Source organism: Mycolicibacterium elephantis DSM 44368, from assembly GCF_004014805.1.
In the GTDB taxonomy this organism is placed as follows: domain Bacteria; phylum Actinomycetota; class Actinomycetes; order Mycobacteriales; family Mycobacteriaceae; genus Mycobacterium; species Mycobacterium elephantis.
Map to the genome: position 1 here is coordinate 88,250 of NZ_ATDN01000002.1, position 16,692 is coordinate 104,941.

General features: G+C 67.8%; 20 protein-coding genes. 7 read left to right on the forward strand and 13 right to left on the reverse strand.

The genetic code is table 11. From position 1 onward, the window contains the following. Positions 1 to 11: 11 nt before the first annotated feature. The 4 genes from MELE44368_RS02845 to sthA all read right to left on the reverse strand — a co-directional run bounded on the left by MELE44368_RS02845 (position 12) and on the right by sthA (position 4,292). Complete coding sequence (locus tag MELE44368_RS02845; protein ID WP_128107099.1) at positions 12 to 698, reverse strand: PhzF family protein; 687 nt, start codon at positions 696 to 698, stop codon at positions 12 to 14. Positions 699 to 744: 46 nt separating this feature from the next. Beyond that, entirely contained in the window at positions 745 to 1,767 is a 1,023-nt protein-coding gene (locus tag MELE44368_RS02850; protein ID WP_128107100.1) for an alpha/beta fold hydrolase, read from the reverse strand. Positions 1,768 to 1,799: 32 nt separating this feature from the next. Beyond that, complete coding sequence (locus MELE44368_RS02855) at positions 1,800 to 2,789, reverse strand: proteasome assembly chaperone family protein (protein WP_128107101.1); 990 nt, start codon at positions 2,787 to 2,789, stop codon at positions 1,800 to 1,802. A gap of 96 nt (positions 2,790 to 2,885) precedes the next feature. Next, entirely contained in the window at positions 2,886 to 4,292 is a 1,407-nt protein-coding gene (gene sthA, locus MELE44368_RS02860) for a Si-specific NAD(P)(+) transhydrogenase (RefSeq protein WP_128107183.1), read from the reverse strand. Positions 4,293 to 4,364: 72 nt separating this feature from the next. On the opposite strand from sthA, the gene MELE44368_RS02865 reads away from it, so the two are divergent. Together MELE44368_RS02865 and MELE44368_RS02870 are read left to right on the forward strand one after the other, a co-directional pair. Then, complete coding sequence (locus MELE44368_RS02865) at positions 4,365 to 5,111, forward strand: hypothetical protein (protein ID WP_241566452.1); 747 nt, start codon at positions 4,365 to 4,367, stop codon at positions 5,109 to 5,111. Positions 5,112 to 5,212: 101 nt separating this feature from the next. After that, the gene (locus MELE44368_RS02870; protein WP_128107102.1) at positions 5,213 to 6,244 is read left to right on the forward strand and encodes a DUF4192 domain-containing protein; all 1,032 of its coding nucleotides are present in this window, start codon (positions 5,213 to 5,215) and stop codon (positions 6,242 to 6,244) included. Here MELE44368_RS02870 and MELE44368_RS02875 read toward each other — a convergent pair. The 3 genes from MELE44368_RS02875 to MELE44368_RS02885 all read right to left on the reverse strand — a co-directional run bounded on the left by MELE44368_RS02875 (position 6,241) and on the right by MELE44368_RS02885 (position 8,586). After that, positions 6,241 to 6,933: an iron-dependent transcriptional repressor DtxR gene (locus tag MELE44368_RS02875; protein WP_128107103.1), complete on the reverse strand. Its 693-nt coding sequence runs from the start codon at positions 6,931 to 6,933 to the stop codon at positions 6,241 to 6,243. The two genes, MELE44368_RS02870 and MELE44368_RS02875, sit on opposite strands and share 4 nt — an antisense overlap. Positions 6,934 to 7,062: 129 nt before the next feature. After that, a complete protein-coding gene (gene sigB, locus MELE44368_RS02880) occupies positions 7,063 to 8,022 on the reverse strand; it encodes a sigma-70 family RNA polymerase sigma factor SigB (RefSeq protein ID WP_128107104.1) in 960 nt (319 codons plus the stop codon). A 147-nt stretch (positions 8,023 to 8,169) separates the two neighbouring features. Next, positions 8,170 to 8,586 carry a DUF3099 domain-containing protein gene (locus MELE44368_RS02885; RefSeq protein ID WP_128107105.1) on the reverse strand — a complete coding sequence of 139 codons (417 nt, stop codon included), beginning with the start codon at positions 8,584 to 8,586 and terminating at the stop codon, positions 8,170 to 8,172. Positions 8,587 to 8,651: 65 nt separating this feature from the next. On the opposite strand from MELE44368_RS02885, the gene MELE44368_RS02890 reads away from it, so the two are divergent. Then, positions 8,652 to 8,888: a DUF3039 domain-containing protein gene (locus MELE44368_RS02890; protein WP_128107106.1), complete on the forward strand. Its 237-nt coding sequence runs from the start codon at positions 8,652 to 8,654 to the stop codon at positions 8,886 to 8,888. On the opposite strand, the gene MELE44368_RS02895 is transcribed toward MELE44368_RS02890, so the two are convergent. Beyond that, positions 8,878 to 9,882: a YihY/virulence factor BrkB family protein gene (locus MELE44368_RS02895; protein ID WP_128107107.1), complete on the reverse strand. Its 1,005-nt coding sequence runs from the start codon at positions 9,880 to 9,882 to the stop codon at positions 8,878 to 8,880. The two genes, MELE44368_RS02890 and MELE44368_RS02895, sit on opposite strands and share 11 nt — an antisense overlap. 64 nt (positions 9,883 to 9,946) lie before the next feature. Continuing rightward, positions 9,947 to 10,138 carry a DUF7455 domain-containing protein gene (locus MELE44368_RS02900; RefSeq protein ID WP_128107108.1) on the reverse strand — a complete coding sequence of 64 codons (192 nt, stop codon included), beginning with the start codon at positions 10,136 to 10,138 and terminating at the stop codon, positions 9,947 to 9,949. A 131-nt stretch (positions 10,139 to 10,269) separates the two neighbouring features. On the opposite strand from MELE44368_RS02900, the gene MELE44368_RS02905 reads away from it, so the two are divergent. After that, positions 10,270 to 10,629, forward strand: coding sequence for a DUF952 domain-containing protein (locus MELE44368_RS02905; RefSeq protein ID WP_128107109.1), 360 nt, complete (start codon positions 10,270 to 10,272; stop codon positions 10,627 to 10,629). A 36-nt stretch (positions 10,630 to 10,665) separates the two neighbouring features. Further along, the gene (locus MELE44368_RS02910; RefSeq protein WP_128107110.1) at positions 10,666 to 11,448 is read left to right on the forward strand and encodes a hypothetical protein; all 783 of its coding nucleotides are present in this window, start codon (positions 10,666 to 10,668) and stop codon (positions 11,446 to 11,448) included. A 42-nt stretch (positions 11,449 to 11,490) separates the two neighbouring features. On the opposite strand, the gene MELE44368_RS02915 is transcribed toward MELE44368_RS02910, so the two are convergent. Further along, complete coding sequence (locus tag MELE44368_RS02915; RefSeq protein ID WP_128107111.1) at positions 11,491 to 13,023, reverse strand: RNA polymerase sigma factor; 1,533 nt, start codon at positions 13,021 to 13,023, stop codon at positions 11,491 to 11,493. Between the two features lie 202 nt (positions 13,024 to 13,225). Further along, positions 13,226 to 14,035, reverse strand: coding sequence for a polyphosphate--glucose phosphotransferase (gene ppgK, locus MELE44368_RS02920; protein WP_128107112.1), 810 nt, complete (start codon positions 14,033 to 14,035; stop codon positions 13,226 to 13,228). Between the two features lie 117 nt (positions 14,036 to 14,152). Here ppgK and MELE44368_RS02925 point away from each other — a divergent pair, with 117 nt between their 5' ends. Continuing rightward, positions 14,153 to 15,001 (forward strand): inositol monophosphatase family protein, encoded by an 849-nt coding sequence (locus tag MELE44368_RS02925; protein ID WP_206613661.1) that lies wholly within the window; start codon positions 14,153 to 14,155, stop codon positions 14,999 to 15,001. Positions 15,002 to 15,055: 54 nt separating this feature from the next. Here the strand turns inward: MELE44368_RS02925 and cei are convergent, their stop codons facing one another. After that, positions 15,056 to 15,715: an envelope integrity protein Cei gene (cei, locus tag MELE44368_RS02930; RefSeq protein ID WP_128107113.1), complete on the reverse strand. Its 660-nt coding sequence runs from the start codon at positions 15,713 to 15,715 to the stop codon at positions 15,056 to 15,058. A gap of 162 nt (positions 15,716 to 15,877) precedes the next feature. On the opposite strand from cei, the gene MELE44368_RS02935 reads away from it, so the two are divergent. Further along, a complete protein-coding gene (locus tag MELE44368_RS02935) occupies positions 15,878 to 16,180 on the forward strand; it encodes a DUF4193 domain-containing protein (RefSeq protein ID WP_128107186.1) in 303 nt (100 codons plus the stop codon). 24 nt (positions 16,181 to 16,204) lie between these two features. On the opposite strand, the gene MELE44368_RS02940 is transcribed toward MELE44368_RS02935, so the two are convergent. After that, a complete protein-coding gene (locus tag MELE44368_RS02940) occupies positions 16,205 to 16,687 on the reverse strand; it encodes a DUF3093 domain-containing protein (protein WP_128107114.1) in 483 nt (160 codons plus the stop codon). Positions 16,688 to 16,692 lie beyond the last annotated feature (5 nt).

Genomic DNA, 16,692 nt, shown 5'->3' on the forward strand with positions numbered 1-16,692 from the left:
CGGGGCGCCGCTCAGTCGATTTCGCGGGTGCCGTCGTAGACGACGCGCCCGGCGATGCGCACCCAGCCCTCAGCGCTCCATCGGGTGAAGATCTCCGAACCCTTGCCCTGCACGATCGTCAGGTCGCGGCTGAGGTAGTCGGTCATGCGCACCGCGGCCGATCCGGTGGCCTCGTCCTCCGGCACGCCGAGGTCGGTCGCGAACATTCGCGACCGCACCACTCCCTTCTCCCGGTCCACCCATGCCCACAGGTAGTGGTTGACGTCGTCGGGGTAGTCCGAAGGGTCGGCGGCCAGCACCTCCTCGGTCGAGGTGAGGTCGTGGATGGCGAACTCCGGAGCCCACTCCGAGCGGGCGCTGACGGCGGTGAGACCGTCCTCATGGGCCACCTGGACGATGCCGGCCGGCACCTGCAGAGTGTGCACCGGTGTGCCCTGCTCGCGCAGCCACCACGCGGCGCCGACAGTCGGATGCCCCGCGAAGGCCAACTCGCTGGCCGGTGTGTAGATGCGCGCGTGCGTGGTGTTGGTTCCCGGCTGCGGGCGATCGACGAACACCGTCTCGCTGTAACCCAATTGGGTCGCGATCCGTTGCCGATCGCCCGGGTCCACGGTGCTGGCGTCGACGACACCGAGCGGATTTCCGTGCTTGCCGTCCTGGTCGGTGAAAACGCGCAACACCGTCACGTCGATGGCCATGCGCCGATGCTACTTTGTGTCGGCCGCGCGTCCGCGCCGCGTCGACTCAGGTGGCGCTGCGCTCGTCGGTGTCCATCGCGTCGAGCACCGCGGTGCGGGTGTCGGCCGAGCCGGAGATGGTGTGCTCGCTGGCGCCGGCCCGCAACAGACCGCGCAGGAACTCCGGGTCATACACCGGCGGTTCCGTGGAATCGATGAACGTCTCGACGGCCTCGACGAAGCGGTCGGGGTCGTCGTGGAACGGGAAATGGCTGGAGCCTTCGAAGATCTCCAACACCGAACCGGGCATCGCGGCGTGGGCGAGCAGGGCGTGGCTCACCGGGATCACTGAATCGTCTGTGCCCCAGATCAATTGCACCGGAACCGACTGGGTGAGATAACAGCGGTCGAGCATGGTGACGACCTGGCCGCGCCAGTCGACCACCGCGCGCAGCGTGCGGGTGAACGCCGACGACGCCGTCGGCTCGGGTAGATCGGCCAGGATGCGCAGCATGTTGGGGATGTCGCGGCCCAGCCCGGTCGAGCCGAACAGCGCCCCCGCCGCCCGGCCCATCGCCTGGATCGTGGGCAGCACCAGGGGCAGGCGAAGCAACCCAAGCGCCTCGCCGGCCATCGGCAGGGACGCGAACCGCAGCGCCAGGTTGACGTCCTTGGTGACCCCGCCGCCGGCGACGAGGATCAGCCGGTCGACGAGTTGGGGGTACTGGTAGGCGAACTGCATCGCCACCCCGCCGCCGAGCGAGTGCCCGATCACGGTCACCCGTTCGATGTCGAGCACGCTGAGCAGGTCGCGCATGCCGTTGGCGTAGGCGGCCACCGAGTAGTCCGCGCGCGGCTTGTCGGATCTGCCGTGCCCCAGCAGATCAGGGGCGATGACGGTGAACCGCTGCGCAAGCTTGGACTGCACCGCGCTCCACGTGGTTGAGTTGTCGCCGATGCCGTGGATCAGCAGGATCGCCGGTCCCGACCCGGCGATCCGGAAGGCCCGCCGATATCCGTGGATCGTGCGGTATTTCAGCGATGGCGTCAGGTCCCGCACCGAGCGCAGGTTGGGCTTTCGAGCGGCCATTGCGACAACTTAACCGGCCGCTGGCGACCGCGCTATCGGAGGTCGTCGCCGTCGCGGAACGGGTCCTTGGATTTGTCGCCGGCCTGTTGGGCCAGGAATCGTTCGAACTCGGCGCCGAGCTCGTCGCCGCTGGGCAGATCCTCGTCGTGCGCCAGCAGCGACCGGTTCTCCTGGGCCGCGACGAACGCGTCGTACTGGCGCTCCAATGCGCTGACCACCTGCGCGACCTCGGCACTGCCTTCGACTTGCTCGTTGATCTTGTCGAGCACCTCGGCGCCCGCCTTGGCCAGGGCGTCCAGCGGGATCTGCAGCGAGCCGCTTCTGGCGGCCTCGGCCAGCAGCGCCTCGGCGGCCGGGGGATAGGCGGTCTGCGCCAGGTAGTGCGGGACGTGCACGGTGAACCCGACCGCCTCGTGGCCGTGCTGGGACATCCGGAACTCCAGCAGGTTCGACACACTGGCCGGCACATGCACCTCGCCCACCCACGGCTGGTGGTCGGCGATCAGCTCCTTGTCGCTGGAGTGTGCGGTGAGCGTGATCGGCCGCGTGTGGGGGACGGCCATCGGGATGGTGCCCAGCCCGATCACCCGGCGCACCCCGAGCCGCTCGGCCAGCAGCCGCACCGCGGTGATGAACCGCTCCCAGCGCAGGTCCGGTTCCAGCCCGGCGAGCAGCAGGAACGGGGTGCCGACGCTGTCGTGCAGCGCGTAGAGGTTGAGCTCCGGGTCCTCGTAGTTGGTGAAGTGGTCGGTCTTGAAGGTCATCAGCGGACGGCGGGAGCGGTAGTCGAGCAGCTCATCGATCGCGAACGACGCCACCAACTCGGTGTCGAGGGTGTTCTTGAGATGCTGGGCGGCCAGCCGGATGGCGTGCCCGGCGTCGGAGAAGCCTTCCAGCGCGTGAATCATCACCGGACCACGGCCGTCCGCAGAGGACAGCTTGGGCGCCGGGAACTCCAGCTCGTACATGCCGGTCTGCTCGGGCTGGTACTGCTGTTCGGGACTCCCTTGACTCTCTGTCATGCTTTCGTCTCCTCACCGCGGTGCCAAGACATTAACGCTTCCTATCGTGACAACTAACTTCTGCCACCTTGCGTTCCCGCCGCGTGCCGTTCCCATTCATCTGCGGAAGTGGTTCAACGCCCACAGCTTGTTCATCACGTCCAGGGCGGCGACCTTGTAGGCCTCCGAGAACGTCGGATAGTTGAACACCGCGTCCACGAGGTATTCCACCGTGCCGCCGCAGCCCATCACCGCCTGGCCGATGTGCACCATCTCGGTGGCGCTGGTGCCGAAGATGTGCACCCCGAGCAGCTTGAGGTCATCGGTGGACACCAGCAGCTTGAGCATGCCGTAGGAGTCGCCGGCGATCTGCCCGCGCGCCAACTCGCGGTACCGTGCCACCCCGACCTCGTACGGCACCGCCTTGTTCGTCAGTTCCACCTCGGTGGCCCCGACGTAGGACACCTCCGGAATGCAGTAGATGCCGATCGGCTGCAGATCGGTCATGCCCTTGGCGGGCTCGCCGAACGCGTGATAGGCGGCCAGCCTGCCTTGGTCCATCGAGGTGGCGGCCAGCGCCGGGAACCCGATCACGTCGCCGACGGCGTAGATGTGGTCGACCTTGGTCTGGTAGTTGCTGTCGACGTGGATGCGGCCGCGGTCGTCGGTCTGAAGCCCCGCGTTGCCCAGATCGAGGTGATCGGTCTGGCCCTGTCTGCCCGCGGAGTACATCACCGTCTCGGCCGGGATCTGCTTGCCGCTGGCCAGGGTGGTGACGGTGCCCGCGGAGCCGACGTCGACGGCGGTCACCTCCTCGCCGAACCGGAACGTCACCGCGAGATCGCGCAGGTGAAACTTCAGCGCCTCCACGATCTCGGGGTCGCAGAAGTCCAGCATGCTGCCGCGCTTCTCGACGACAGTGACCTTGGTGCCCAGCGCGGCGAACATCGACGCGTACTCGAGGCCGATCACCCCGGCGCCGACCACCACCATCGTGGACGGCAGCGATTTGAGGTCCAGGATGCCGTCGGAGTCCAGCACCCGCTCCTCGTCGAACTCCACGCCGGTCGGGCGGGCCGGTTTGGTGCCCGTCGCGATGACGATGTAGTCGCCGCGGACCGTGGTGCGTTCCCCGCGGGTCGGTTCCTCGACCAGCACGGTGTGCGCGTCGACGAAGCGGCCGTGGCCCTGGATCAGGTCGATGCGGTTGCGCATCAGCTGGGAACGGACGACGTCTTGTTCCTTGCCGATCACGTGGGTGGTGCGGGCCAGCAGGTCGGCGGGGGTGATCTTCTCCTTGACGCGGTAACTGCTTCCGTACAGCTCGCGCTGGCTCAGCCCGGTGAGGTAGATGACGGCCTCGCGCAGCGTCTTGGACGGGATCGTGCCGGTGTTGACGCAAACCCCGCCCAGCATTCGGCCTCGTTCGACGACTGCGACCGCCTTGCCCAGCTTCGCCGCGGCGATGGCGGCCTTCTGGCCGCCGGGACCGGAACCGATGACGACGAGGTCGTACTCCAGCATTGAACCCACGGCACCCATAGCAAAAGGTGTACGCGGGTCGTGCGGATCTTGCACGGTGACTCGCGTGAATTCATGATCTCTTCAGCCGCGGCGGTGGCGCGCGCCTTTTGGCCGGCCGGCCGCGGCGATGAGACGATGACCGCGATGATCAACACGCGGGCGTGGTGGGTGTACGGATGTGCGCTGGTCATGGCGTCGACGGTGCTCACAGGCTGCGGTCGGGTGGTGGTCGGGACCGCGCGTCTCGCCGATTCCGCGCCGGTGCCGATCGACGAGCTGTTGATCGAACCGGCGCGCTTTCCCGCGCAGTATCCGGCCGCGGTGCTCGACGGCACCGCGGTGTATCGGGCGCTGAACGACATCGACGGCGTCGCGCCCGGGTCGGTGGTCACGCCGGCGGATTGCGCGCCCCCGCCGCTGGAGTCGCACCGCAGCGTGGCCGCCGAAGGCATCGACAGCGCGACGGCCAGCAGCCTGATCGTCGCGGTCACCCGTCCGGCGGCGGACCTGCGGGCACGAGGTGAGCAGCTGCGCAGGTGCGCGTCGTTCACCACCGCGCATCACGGCGTCACCTCCGACGTGACGGTGACGATGCTGCCCAGCCCGCCGGTCGATGCCGACGACAGCTTCGCCGTCGACCAGACCGTCACGCCACAGTCGGACGGCCCGGTGCGCCGGACGCTGACGTTCACCGCGCAGATCGGCGACACCCGGGTCAGCGCCACCTGGCTGCACCAGGGTGACGCCCAGGACCCCGACACCGTGTCGCTGCACACGCTCTTCAACGACGCGGTGTTGAAGGTGCGGCGCAGCGTCTAGGTCGACGCTCGTTCATCCCCAACCGCGAATTCATCCCCAGCCGGCCCGCTGCGACGCCCCGAACCGGCGGAACCCGTCGGTTTTCTGGCGACGGTGGGCATATGACCACATCGCAATCACCCGATTTCCACCTCAACCGACCCGGCGTGCTGATCGCCGCCCTGCCCGCCGTGCTCGGCTTCGTGCCGGAGAAATCTCTCGTGCTGGTGACCGTCGAACGCGGCGCGTTGGGCTGCGTCATGAGGGTTGATCTGTCAGACGAGTTGCCCGTCGAACACATCGCCGAGGTGGCCGCCGCGGCGCGGCCGGACGCGGCGATCGTGGTGGTGGTCGACGAGCAAGGCGCGAACTGCCGCCTGTGCAACGACGATTACCGCGAGTTGGTCGGTGAGCTGGCGACCGCGCTCGCCGGGCAGGGCATCGAACTGCTCGCCGCGCATGTGGTCGACCGCGTGGCTGCCGGCGGTCGGTGGCACTGCGTCGACGGCTGCGGCAGCGCCGGGGTCATCGAGGACCCGTCGGCCTCGCCGCTGGCGGCCGCGGCCGTGCTGGACGGGCGCAGGCTCTACGCGCGCCGGGCGGAACTGCAGGACGTCATCGCGATCCGCGATCCCGCGCGCGCCGCGGCGCTGGCCGGGGTCATTCGCCACGACAGCCGCCGCACCGACGCGAAAGCCCGAAGCGACGTCGAGGCCGCCATCGAAGCGGCCGCAAAGGTCGCCGACGGAGACGACCTGTCCGACGCGACCCTGGCGCGGCTGGCAGCGGCGCTGACCGATACCACCGTGCGCGACACGCTCTACGCGTTGGCGGTGGGGGAGAGCGCCGGTCAGGCCGAGTCGTTGTGGGCCGAACTGTCGCGGCGGCTTCCCGAACCCTGGCGGGTCGAGGCGCTGGTGCTGCTGGCCTATTCGGCGTACGTGCGCGGCGACGGCCCGCTGGCGGGGGTGTCGCTGGAGGCCGCGCTGCGCTGCGACGCCACCCACCGAATGGCGGGAATGCTCGACACGGCGCTGCAGTCGGGGATGCGGCCCGAACAGATCCGCGAGCTCGCCGCCACGGGGTTACGGCTGGCCGACCGCCTGGGCGTGCAGTTACCGCCCAGACGCGTGTTCGGGCAGCGGGCCGGTTAGACCTTCTCGACCTTCACGGCATGGGCCATCTGGTGGGGCAGTTCCACCTGCTCATGGCCGGGGATCACGATCATGACCCCGCCGTTGCCGCTGGTCTGCGCGGTGACGCGCGCGTTGGGCACCACGCCGGCGTCCTTGAGCCGGCCGATCAGGTCGGCGTCGCCCTGGACGTGCTCGGTCAGTCGGCGCACGACGACGGCGACGGGCATCCCGGCCGGAAGCTCGGTGAGCCGGACCAGGTTGGCCTGCTCGGCGGAGGTCGATCCGGTCAGGCCCAGCTCGGACAGACCGGGGATCGGGTTGCCGAACGGCGAGGTGGTCGGGTTGTTGAGCACCCGCACGAGCCGGCGCTCGACGTCCTCGCTCATCACGTGTTCCCAGCGACACGCCTCGGCGTGGACCTCTTCCCACGGAAGGCCGATCACGTCGACGAGCAGCCGCTCGGCCAGCCGGTGCTTGCGCATCACGGCCACGGCCAGCTGGCGGCCCTTCTCGGACAGTTCCAGATGCCGATCACCGGCGACCTGCAGCAGGCCGTCGCGTTCCATCCGCGAGACCGTCTGGCTCACCGTCGGGCCGCTTTGCTCGAGACGCTCCGCGATGCGCGCACGCAGCGGCACCACGCCCTCTTCCTCGAGGTCGTAGATCGTCCGCAGGTACATCTCAGTGGTATCGACAAGATCGTTCATGGCACCCTCCGTTACGGCGAGTCTACCGGCTTAGCTGGAGAAACTGGGGTCTTACAGGCCGCCGCGACGGGCCTGGCCCCAGACGAGACAAGCCCGCCGAAATAATCGGCGGGCTTGTCTGCGGGGTGGCTAACTGGCGTAGGAGCGCAACCGGTCGGCGCGTTCGCCGTGCCGCAGCTTGGCCATGACCTCACGCTCGATCTGGCGCACCCGCTCACGCGACAGGCCGAACAGCTTGCCGATCTGGTCCAGCGTGCGCGGCTGACCGTCGTCGAGCCCGAAGCGCAGCCGGATCACCTGCTGCTCGCGCTCGTCGAGGGTGGCCAGCACGTGCCGGATGTCGGTGTGCAGCAGTTCGGAGATCACCGCGTTCTCGGCCGACATGGCCTCGGCGTCCTCGATGAAGTCGCCCAGCGGGGCTTCCTCGTCGGTGCCGACCGGCATGTCCAGGCTCACCGGGTCGCGGCTGTGCTCGAGCAGGTCGGTGATCTTCTCCACCGGGATGCCGGATTCGGCGGCCAGTTCCTCGTCGGTGGCCTCGCGGCCCAGGCTCTGGTGCAGCTCACGCTTGATCCGGGCCAGCTTGTTGACCTGCTCGACCAGATGGACCGGCAGCCGGATGGTGCGGCTCTGGTCGGCCATGCCGCGGGTGATGGCCTGACGGATCCACCACGTGGCGTACGTCGAGAACTTGAATCCCTTGGCGTAGTCGAACTTCTCCATCGCGCGGATCAGACCGAGGTTGCCCTCCTGGATGAGGTCCAGCAGGGGCATACCGCGGCCCGTGTAACGCTTCGCCAGCGACACCACGAGGCGCAGGTTGGCCTCGAGCAGATGCCGGCGTGCTGCCTCACCGTCGCGGACCACGGCGGCAAGATCACGTTTGCGGTTCTCGCCCAAGCGCTTCCGTGTTTCGAGCAGGTGCTTGGCGTAAAGCCCTGCCTCGATACGCTTTGCGAGTTCGACCTCATCGGCGGCATTGAGCAAGGCCGTTTTGCCGATGCCGTTGAGGTACACGCGCACGAGATCAGCGGCCGGACTCTGGGCGTCCAGGTCCTGGTCAACGCGGCTTGAGGTGGCATTTGCCATGACGGCCTCCTGATCGGGTCGAACTGTCATGAGCTACAACGCCCACGTGTTCGAAAGAGTTCCCGGCGTTCGGCCGGTTCACACGCGTTGATCAGCGGTTTGTCTGCGGCGACCTGAGAATGTGCTGAGAATCAGCCCAGCAGCTGATCAGCCGGGAACATCCCCTCGGCGGTCGTCGCCGTTCGCTTGCGGTGCCGGGTGGGGCGATGACCATTCGCCGCTTTCGATGGCGGGCCGTTCCGCCGACGGAAACGCCTCCGAGTGGGGCGGGGTCGGGCTGTATCGGCGTGGCTCGTCGGCGCGGCGCGGCGGCCGGTCGTTGGCGATCAGCACCGCCATCCACGGCAGCGGGATCGAGATCACAATGATCGCCAACGAAATCAACCCGTTGTGCCAGATGCCGTATGCGACCGCGGCCAACACCAATGCCGGTATGCGAACCGACATCAGCGTGAGGTACTTCCGCACACGCTGCCGGTGCTGTTCCTCGTAGGCGGGGGCGGCTCGGGTGATCAAGACGGGCCGACCGTCGTCGTCGAAACTCAGCTCGTGGCCGTGTTTCATACCTCCACTGTTTCACACCTCTCGTCTGTTGTACGGGTTGGATCTGGAGAAGGCAGAATGGATATATGCGAACCCAGACCATTGAACGCACCGACACCGAAGAACGCGTCGACGACGGCACCGGAGACGACACCCCGAAGTACTTCCACTACGTCAAGAAGGACAAGATCGCCGAGAGTGCGGTCATGGGTACGCACGTGGTCGCGCTGTGCGGTGAGGTCTTTCCCGTGACGAAGTCGGCCAAGCCGGGCTCTCCCGTCTGCCCGGAGTGCAAGCGGATCTACGAGAAGCTCAAGACGTAGGCCGGTCGGCGACCGGTTCCGGGTCCGCGTCGACGGCCGGTGGGCCGGCTGGTCTCTCGCCGGCGCCGTTGAGCGCCTCGGCCTTGGCCGCCAGCCACCACCGGAAACGTTTGGCGTGGGTGTCCGGCGCCGGCCATTCCTCCTGGACCGCGGCGTTGAGTTCGGCGCCGATCATGATCGCGAAGCCGAGGAAGAACGCGAACAGCAGGAAGGCGATCGGCGTGGCGAGGGCGCCGTACGTGTAGCCGGTCGCGGTGATCCACGTCAGATAGAACCGCAGCCCGAAGGTGGCCAGCAGGAAAACCACCGTCGCGAGCAGCGAGCCCAGTAGCAACCGGTGTGACGGCAGCGGCCTGGGCAGCGACACCCGGTACAGGATGGTCATCCCGACGATCAGCCCGAGCACCAGCGCGGGGTAGTAGCCGAACCGCAGCGCATGGTCCCAGTTGTCGGGAAGGAACTCGGCGATCTTGCGCGGCCCCAGCGCGATGAACGGGGCCATGATGATCGCCGCGACCAGCATCACCACGTAGAGGCCGAGCGCGTAGAACCGCTGGCGCACCGGATGGCGAAGCGGCGTCTGATCGTGGGCCTCGGTGATCGAGTCGACGAACGAGGAGATGGCCGAGGACCCGGCCCACAGCGAGATCACGAAGCCGAGGGACACCACCTCGCCGCGGGCCCCTTGGACGATGTCGCGCACGGTCGGCTCGATGATCTCGGCGACGACGTTCGACGAGAAGAACCTGGCCGCCGTGTCGATGATCTGGGCTTCGATGGTGGGCAGTGTCTCCGGGCCGAACAGCGGCGCGACGTAGGCCAAGCTGCCGAGCATCCCCAGCAGCAGAGGCGGCAACGACAGCGCGCTCCAGAACGCCGCCTCTGCCGACTCCGAGAAGATCGAGTCATCCCAGCTTTTCGCAAGCGTGCGCTTGACGACATGCCAGATGTGGTGACGCGAGGGCCGTACTGGGAGAGGCTGGTCATCTTTCATGACCAGTCCAGCATTGCTGACGACGGCTGATCGTGGCCAACACGGCAGAAGCCGTGTCGTGGGATCAGACCTCCACCGGGCTCTTTTCAAGCACGGCGGCCAACTCGATCAGCTTCGATTCATGCTTGTTGGCGTGGTGCTGGCAGAACAGCAGCTCGGCACCAGATGGAAGCTTCGCGCGCACCCGCGCAGCGGCGCCACACCGGTCGCAGCGGTCAGCCCGGGTCAACTCGGGGCTGGTGAGCGTTGCGTTCATGGCGACCTCCGTATTGCTTCGCGTGGCTTCCACTGTCTCAGACGTTTCGGCTTCCGGCGTTGTTCCCTAATGGTTACCGGTGTGTCGCGTCTCACCGTTACGCCGCGCCGTTGAGACGGCAGGCTGACCATATGCCATCGCAGCCCGATGCGCTTGTTCACCTCTGCGGCGCCGACGACTGGCGGGCGGCCCAGACCGCGGGCGAGCTGCGGCCGGCCTCGCTGGAGACGTCCGGGTTCGTGCATCTCTCGAAACCCGAGCAGGTGCATCTGCCGGCCAACCGGCTCTACCGCGGTCGCACCGATCTGGTGCTGCTGCGCGTCGACCCCGCACGTCTGTCCTCTCCGGTTCGCTGGGAACCCGGCGTTCCCGCTGATCCGATGGGGATGGAGTTCCCACATTTGTACGGTCCATTGCCTGTCGAGGCTGTGATCAGCGTCACGCCGTATCTGCCGGATGCCGCCGGGCGGTTTGCCGCGCTCGGGCCGTAGGGACCGGCACACCCCCGCTACGTACACTTACAAATCGTGGGCATTTTGTTAGGCCTGGCGCCGTGGATCGTCTACTGGGTTCTCGTCGGCAATGTGCCGTTCGCCGTCGCCGTGCTGATCGCGCTGGCGGTGGCCGTCGCGGCTTTCGCCGTCGGGCAGATGCGCGGAGGACCGGGCCGCGAGCTCGAAATAGGTGCTCTCACAACGTTTCTCGTGCTGACCGTGGTGACGTTCGTGGTCAGTGAGACGTTCACGCAGAAGTGGATGCTGCCGTTGAGCATCCTCGGGGCCCTCATCACGGCGCTCGTCGGCGCGCTGATCGGCAAGCCGTTCGTGCGTGGGTTCGCCGAGGCGGGGCAGCAGCCGCACGTCGTCAAGAGCGATCTGTTCGCGAAGGTCACCACCACGCTGACGTGGATCTGGGTCGGGGTGTTCGCGAGCATGACGGTCTCGGCGGCGATCCCGCCGATCGTCACCGGTGACGCGTCGATCCTCGATCGCGGCGCCCCGCTCTCGTACGTCTGCTACTGGGTCGTCCCGGCCGTCTTGTTGGCAGGCGCCGCGTTCGCGACCCGGGTGCTGCCCGACCGCATCGCCTCAGGCGCCGACGACATCGTCCGCAAGACCACCTTCGTCGCGTTCGCCGAATCCGAGATCGATCAGTTGATGTATCTGGCCACCGAGCACGCCAACCGCGAGGCGGGGCCGGGCAAAGAGGCCTACGACATCAAGATCGGCAGCAAGGGCACCCCGTTGACGGGCGACGAGACCCGCGAATCGTGGCCGTCGACGTACAAGGTGCGCGACAAGAGGCGCTGAGTCCGCGGGAGGCCGGCGCCCCGTCGCAGTGCGCGAAGACGGCTAGTCCAGGTAGTCGCGCAGCACCTGCGAACGGCTCGGGTGGCGCAGCTTGCTCATGGTCTTGGACTCGATCTGGCGGATGCGCTCGCGGGTGACGCCGTAGACCTGGCCGATCTCGTCGAGCGTGCGGGGCTGGCCGTCGGTGAGGCCGAACCGCAGCCGCACCACTCCCGCCTCGCGCTCGGACAGCGTCTCCAGCACCGACTGCAGCTGGTCCTGCAGCAGCGTGAAGCTCACGGCGTCGACGGCCACGACCGCCTCGGAGTCCTCGATGAAATCGCCCAGCTGCGAATCGCCTTCGTCGCCGATGGTCTGGTCCAGCGAGATCGGCTCACGCGCGTACTGCTGGATCTCCAGCACCTTCTCCGGCGTGATGTCCATCTCCTTGGCCAGCTCTTCGGGCGTGGGCTCGCGGCCCAGGTCCTGCAGCAGCTCGCGCTGGATGCGGCCGAGCTTGTTGATCACCTCGACCATGTGCACCGGAATGCGGATGGTGCGGGCCTGGTCGGCCATCGCGCGGGTGATCGCCTGGCGGATCCACCACGTGGCATAGGTGGAGAACTTGTAGCCCTTGGTGTAGTCGAACTTCTCCACTGCACGGATCAACCCGAGGTTGCCCTCCTGGATCAGGTCCAGGAACGCCATGCCGCGACCGGTGTAGCGCTTGGCCAGCGACACCACCAGACGCAGGTTCGCTTCCAGCAGATGGTTTTTCGCGCGGTCACCGTCGCGGCAGATCCACATCATGTCGCGGCGCTGGGCGGTGGTGAGCTTCTCGCCCTTCTCGGCGTACTCGGTCATCAGCTGGGTGGCGTACAAACCCGCCTCGATGCGCTTGGCGAGCTCGACCTCTTCCTCCGCGTTGAGCAGCGCGACCTTGCCGATCTGCTTGAGGTAGGCACGCACCGAGTCCGCCGAGGCAGTCAGCTCGGCATCCTTACGCGCTTGCCGCAGCGCCTCGGATTCCTCTTCGTCCCAGACGAAGTCGCCCGATGCCTTGTCCTTCTCCGAGGGCTCGGCGATCTCTTCGTCGTCCTCGTCTTCGTCGGCGGCGCCCTCTTGGGCGGTGGCGGCAGCCGGCGCGGCTTCCTCGGTGTCGTCGGCGTCGAGGTCCTCGAGCTCGAGATCGGCGGCGTCGACCTCTACGTCGAGGTCCTCGCCGGGCTCGACGTCAAGGTCTTCGGTGGTCTCGACGTCCTCGGTGGCGACGTCGTCGACTTTGGTCTCGGCCGCGGTGGCCTTCTTGGCGCGGCCACGAGTGGTCGCCGCGCCGGACTTGGGCTTGGCCGACCGCGACGCCGGCTTCGCCTTGGCGGCGGCCTTGGCGGGGGCGGTTTTGGCGGGGGCGGCCTTGGCCGCTTTGGCCGTCCGGCCCTTGGACTTGGTGGCCTTCTTGGCCGGCGGCGAACTGTTGGCTGCCTTCTTCGCGGCCCCGGTACCGGTGGACTTCGCCGGAGCCTTCTTGGCGGGGGTTTTGGTAGCGGTGCGCTTTACCGGCTCGTCGGTTGCCGGGCTTGCCTTTGTCGCTGCCACGTACACCCTTTCGTCTCGCATCTCTTCTTCGCTGGCGAGGCTCCACGCGAAGCGCGGGGATGCGTGCACCATCGAAGAGCGTTGGCTGTCGAATATTGGCGGTTGATTTCGCCGCTATCCGGTATGCGGCCGCCGACGACCATTGTAACGACACTGTCCGAGGCAACCGTCCTGAGCGGCAAATTCACCTCGTCGGGCGCGTCTACTCGACGGTAGCTGTGACGTCGACCTCAGCGGCCATCGCGGCGCCGACGATGCCCGCGGTGTTGCGCAGCGAGGCGGCCACCACCGGGGTGCGGTTCTGCAGCAGCGGAATCCACTTGTCGGCTTTGCGGCTGATCCCGCCGCCGGCGATGAACAGATCGGGCCAGATCGCGTTCTCGATGGCTACCAGGACTTTCGTCACCTCACGGGTCCAGCGCTCGTAGCTCCAGCGCTTCTTCTCCTTCACCGAGGACGCCGCGCGGTGCTCGGCTTCCTTGCCGCCGACCTCGAGGTGGCCGAACTCGGTGTTGGGCAGCAGCGCGCCGTTGTGGATCACCGCGGAACCGATGCCGGTGCCGAAGGTCAGCAGCACGATCACCCCGGTGTTGTCGCGTCCCGCGCCGTACTTCTCCTCGGCGAGTCCCGCCGCGTCGGCGTCGTTGAGCACGGTGACGGGCTGGCCGTCGAGGTGGGCGGTGATCACGTCGCGCGCGTTGACGCCGATCCAGGCCTTGTCGACGTTGGCGGCGGTGTGCACGATGCCGTCGACCACGACCCCGGGGTAGGTGACGCCGACCCGCTCGGTCCAGCGGAACTCGCGCACCACCGCGGCGATGGTCTTGGCGACCGCGTCCGGAGTCGCGGGTTGCGGCGTGGGGATCTTGAACCGCTCTCCGATCAGCGTGCCGGTGTCGAGGTCGACGATGCCGCCCTTGACGCCGCTGCCACCGACGTCGACTCCGAAGCCGCGACGGGGCTTTCCTCCGTTGGTCGAGGGGTCGGTGGGTGGGGAATCGGTGGCGGTCATGGGCGCTCCTCTACGAGGCCGGCAGATGCCTCACTGTCCGTGCGTTCCCACACCTTAGTGGCTTGGCTTAGCGTGCGCGGTGCTGTCGGGCGACCGGAACTGTGCTGCGATAGGGACGTGATCGAAGACAACTCCGACCCGGTGCAGTTGCGCTCGGTCGCCGAACAACTGGCCGGCGAGGCCGCGGCGTTCGTGTCACGCCGCCGCGCCGAGGTGTTCGGCGACACGGCCGCCCTGCCCGAGACCGCGTCCTCCGTGCGCGCCAAGAGCACCCCGACCGACCCCGTCACCGTCGTGGACACCGAGACCGAACGGCTGCTGCGGGAACGGTTGGCGGTGCTGCGTCCGGGCGAACCGGTTGTCGGCGAGGAAGAGGGCGGATCACTCGCCGCCGCGAAGGGGCAGTACACCTGGGTGCTGGACCCCATCGACGGCACGGTGAACTTCGTCTACGGGATCGAGGCGTACGCGGTGTCGGTCGCGGTCCAGCGCGACGGCGCGTCGGTGGCCGGTGCGGTCGCCGACGTGCCCACCGGTGCGCTGTACTCGGCCGCGGTCGGTCACGGGGCGCGGCTGCAGCGTGGCGGCGTGACGAGCCCGCTGCGGTGCAGCAGCGCGACCGAATTGTCAATGTCGTTGGTGGGCACGGGATTTGCCTATGATGCCGAGCATCGGCGACGGCAGGCCGAACTCGTCGCCAAGATCGTGCCCATGGTGCGCGACGTGCGGCGCATCGGCTCGTGCGCCCTGGATCTGTGCATGGTGGCTGCGGGAAGACTCGACGCCTATTACGAGGAGGGCGTGCAGCTTTGGGACTGGGCGGCAGGTGCGCTGATCGCCGCCGAGGCCGGCGCGACCGTGCGGCTGCCGCCGGTGGATCTCCCCGCCGACCAACCCGGGGGGATGATCGTGGCCTCCGCGCCCGGCGTCGCCGACGCGCTCAGCGCCGCGCTGGGCCTCGCGTAGGGATTTCGGTGCGTTTGGTCACGCTGAGCGTGACGAACCACGCCGAAATCGCCGTCAGCAGGCCGCGGTGTGAATCTTGGACAGCAGGGACGAATCGGCCGGTTGGGTGGCGTCCGGGCGCAGGCTGGCCAGCATCGCCTGGATGTCGTCGCCGGTGCTGAGCTCGGTGAACTCGGTGCCCAGCGCCAGATCCACCGTGTCGTCGGTGCGGTCGTCCTGGAACAACTCGGTGCAGGGCGCGACCAGCCACACGGCCGCGGCCGCGGAGCGCCCAGCCGGACCGAACCGGATCTGGCCGTGGCAGGTGAGCCGGGTGCTGGCGTAGATCGCGTCGTTCTCCGCGGTCGGGTCGGCAAAGCCCAGGTCGCGCAGATCGCCGGCCACCTCGGCGGCCTGTCCGCCCTGACCGCTGGCGTTGAGCACCCGGATCTTCGTGTCGGCGAGCTTGGCCGGCGCCACCTCGGTCATCTCCGAACGCGAGACCTGCACACCCAACGACGGGGGCGGCGGCGCGTCGGGGTCCGTCGCCACCGGCGGAGGGTTGCACACGGTCGCCTCGCGGACGTCCGCGGGCCGGTTCAGGGCGACCACCCAGATCACCATCGTCACGAGCGCCAACACGGCGAACATCACGATGGCCGGCACGTAATGGCGCCGACGAAACGGGCGTCCGTGCCTGTCGAACGCGGTGCCCTCGGTGATTTGCGCGACCACGACTGCACTCTAGAGGCAATGGTCTAGAGTCCCTCGGGCGACGTCCCCTAGAATGTGATGTAACTCACACTGGAACGTGTGCCATTCCGGGCACGAATCATTTGGTGGATGCGTTCGACGCTGGTACAAAGCCTTGCTGCAACGTTTATCGGAGGGGACGAGATGGCTACCGATTACGACGCCCCACGGCGAACCGAGACCGACGATGTCTCAGAGGACTCGCTCGAGGAGCTGAAGGCGCGGCGCAACGAGGCCCAGTCTGCGGTCGTCGATGTCGACGAATCGGAGTCCGCTGAGTCCTTTGAGCTGCCAGGCGCTGACCTATCCGGCGAGGAACTGTCCGTGCGCGTCATTCCGAAGCAAGCCGACGAGTTCACCTGCTCCAGCTGCTTCCTCGTGCATCACCGCAGCCGACTGGCCAGCGAGAAGAACGGTTTGATGCTCTGCACCGACTGCGCGGCCTGACGGGTGCGGTCGAGGGGGTCGGAATCACCGCGGTCCGCGCAGCGCGGACAGCACACGGTCCGGATGACGACAGCTCACCAGCCAGTACGGCGTGGGATCGTCGGGATCATCGAGAACCAGAAGAACCATGGGGCCCACCCACGCCCGATGCATGACGAACGCCGCGGGATCCAGTTGGCGGCCCAACGCCGCGGACTTGGCGCTGCGCGGCACTTCGGCCATGCGCGAGACCACGCTCATCGGCAGGTGTGCCGCGCCCACCCACAGCTCGGTGTCGTCGGCGCTGCTGACGACTCGCACCTCGGTCTTGCCGAGCCACAGCAATACGACGGCCGCGACTGGCAGCAGCACCGCGAACGGCAACCAGTTCGGCAGGTTTGGTATGCCCTGGTTGAACTCGAGGGCGAGCAAGGCGCCGAGCCCGAGGCCCGGCGGCCACCACCACCAAGGCACCCACAACCGTTCCCGGTAGCGCACGGTTTGCGACGTGGCACGCGTGTCCGACACGCGGC

What these genes read in the sequence shown, in the direction of transcription:
- MELE44368_RS02845 (WP_128107099.1), bottom strand. Translation starts at nt 698, where the DNA reads ATGGCCATCGACGTGACGGTGTTGCGCGTTTTCACCGACCAGGACGGC.
- MELE44368_RS02850 (WP_128107100.1), bottom strand. Translation starts at nt 1,767, where the DNA reads ATGGCCGCTCGAAAGCCCAACCTGCGCTCGGTGCGGGACCTGACGCCA.
- MELE44368_RS02855 (WP_128107101.1), bottom strand. Translation starts at nt 2,789, where the DNA reads ATGACAGAGAGTCAAGGGAGTCCCGAACAGCAGTACCAGCCCGAGCAG.
- sthA (WP_128107183.1), bottom strand. Translation starts at nt 4,292, where the DNA reads ATGCTGGAGTACGACCTCGTCGTCATCGGTTCCGGTCCCGGCGGCCAG.
- MELE44368_RS02865 (WP_241566452.1), top strand. Translation starts at nt 4,365, where the DNA reads ATGATCTCTTCAGCCGCGGCGGTGGCGCGCGCCTTTTGGCCGGCCGGC.
- MELE44368_RS02870 (WP_128107102.1), top strand. Translation starts at nt 5,213, where the DNA reads ATGACCACATCGCAATCACCCGATTTCCACCTCAACCGACCCGGCGTG.
- MELE44368_RS02875 (WP_128107103.1), bottom strand. Translation starts at nt 6,933, where the DNA reads ATGAACGATCTTGTCGATACCACTGAGATGTACCTGCGGACGATCTAC.
- sigB (WP_128107104.1), bottom strand. Translation starts at nt 8,022, where the DNA reads ATGGCAAATGCCACCTCAAGCCGCGTTGACCAGGACCTGGACGCCCAG.
- MELE44368_RS02885 (WP_128107105.1), bottom strand. Translation starts at nt 8,586, where the DNA reads ATGAAACACGGCCACGAGCTGAGTTTCGACGACGACGGTCGGCCCGTC.
- MELE44368_RS02890 (WP_128107106.1), top strand. Translation starts at nt 8,652, where the DNA reads ATGCGAACCCAGACCATTGAACGCACCGACACCGAAGAACGCGTCGAC.
- MELE44368_RS02895 (WP_128107107.1), bottom strand. Translation starts at nt 9,882, where the DNA reads ATGAAAGATGACCAGCCTCTCCCAGTACGGCCCTCGCGTCACCACATC.
- MELE44368_RS02900 (WP_128107108.1), bottom strand. Translation starts at nt 10,138, where the DNA reads ATGAACGCAACGCTCACCAGCCCCGAGTTGACCCGGGCTGACCGCTGC.
- MELE44368_RS02905 (WP_128107109.1), top strand. Translation starts at nt 10,270, where the DNA reads ATGCCATCGCAGCCCGATGCGCTTGTTCACCTCTGCGGCGCCGACGAC.
- ppgK (WP_128107112.1), bottom strand. Translation starts at nt 14,035, where the DNA reads ATGACCGCCACCGATTCCCCACCCACCGACCCCTCGACCAACGGAGGA.
- MELE44368_RS02935 (WP_128107186.1), top strand. Translation starts at nt 15,878, where the DNA reads ATGGCTACCGATTACGACGCCCCACGGCGAACCGAGACCGACGATGTC.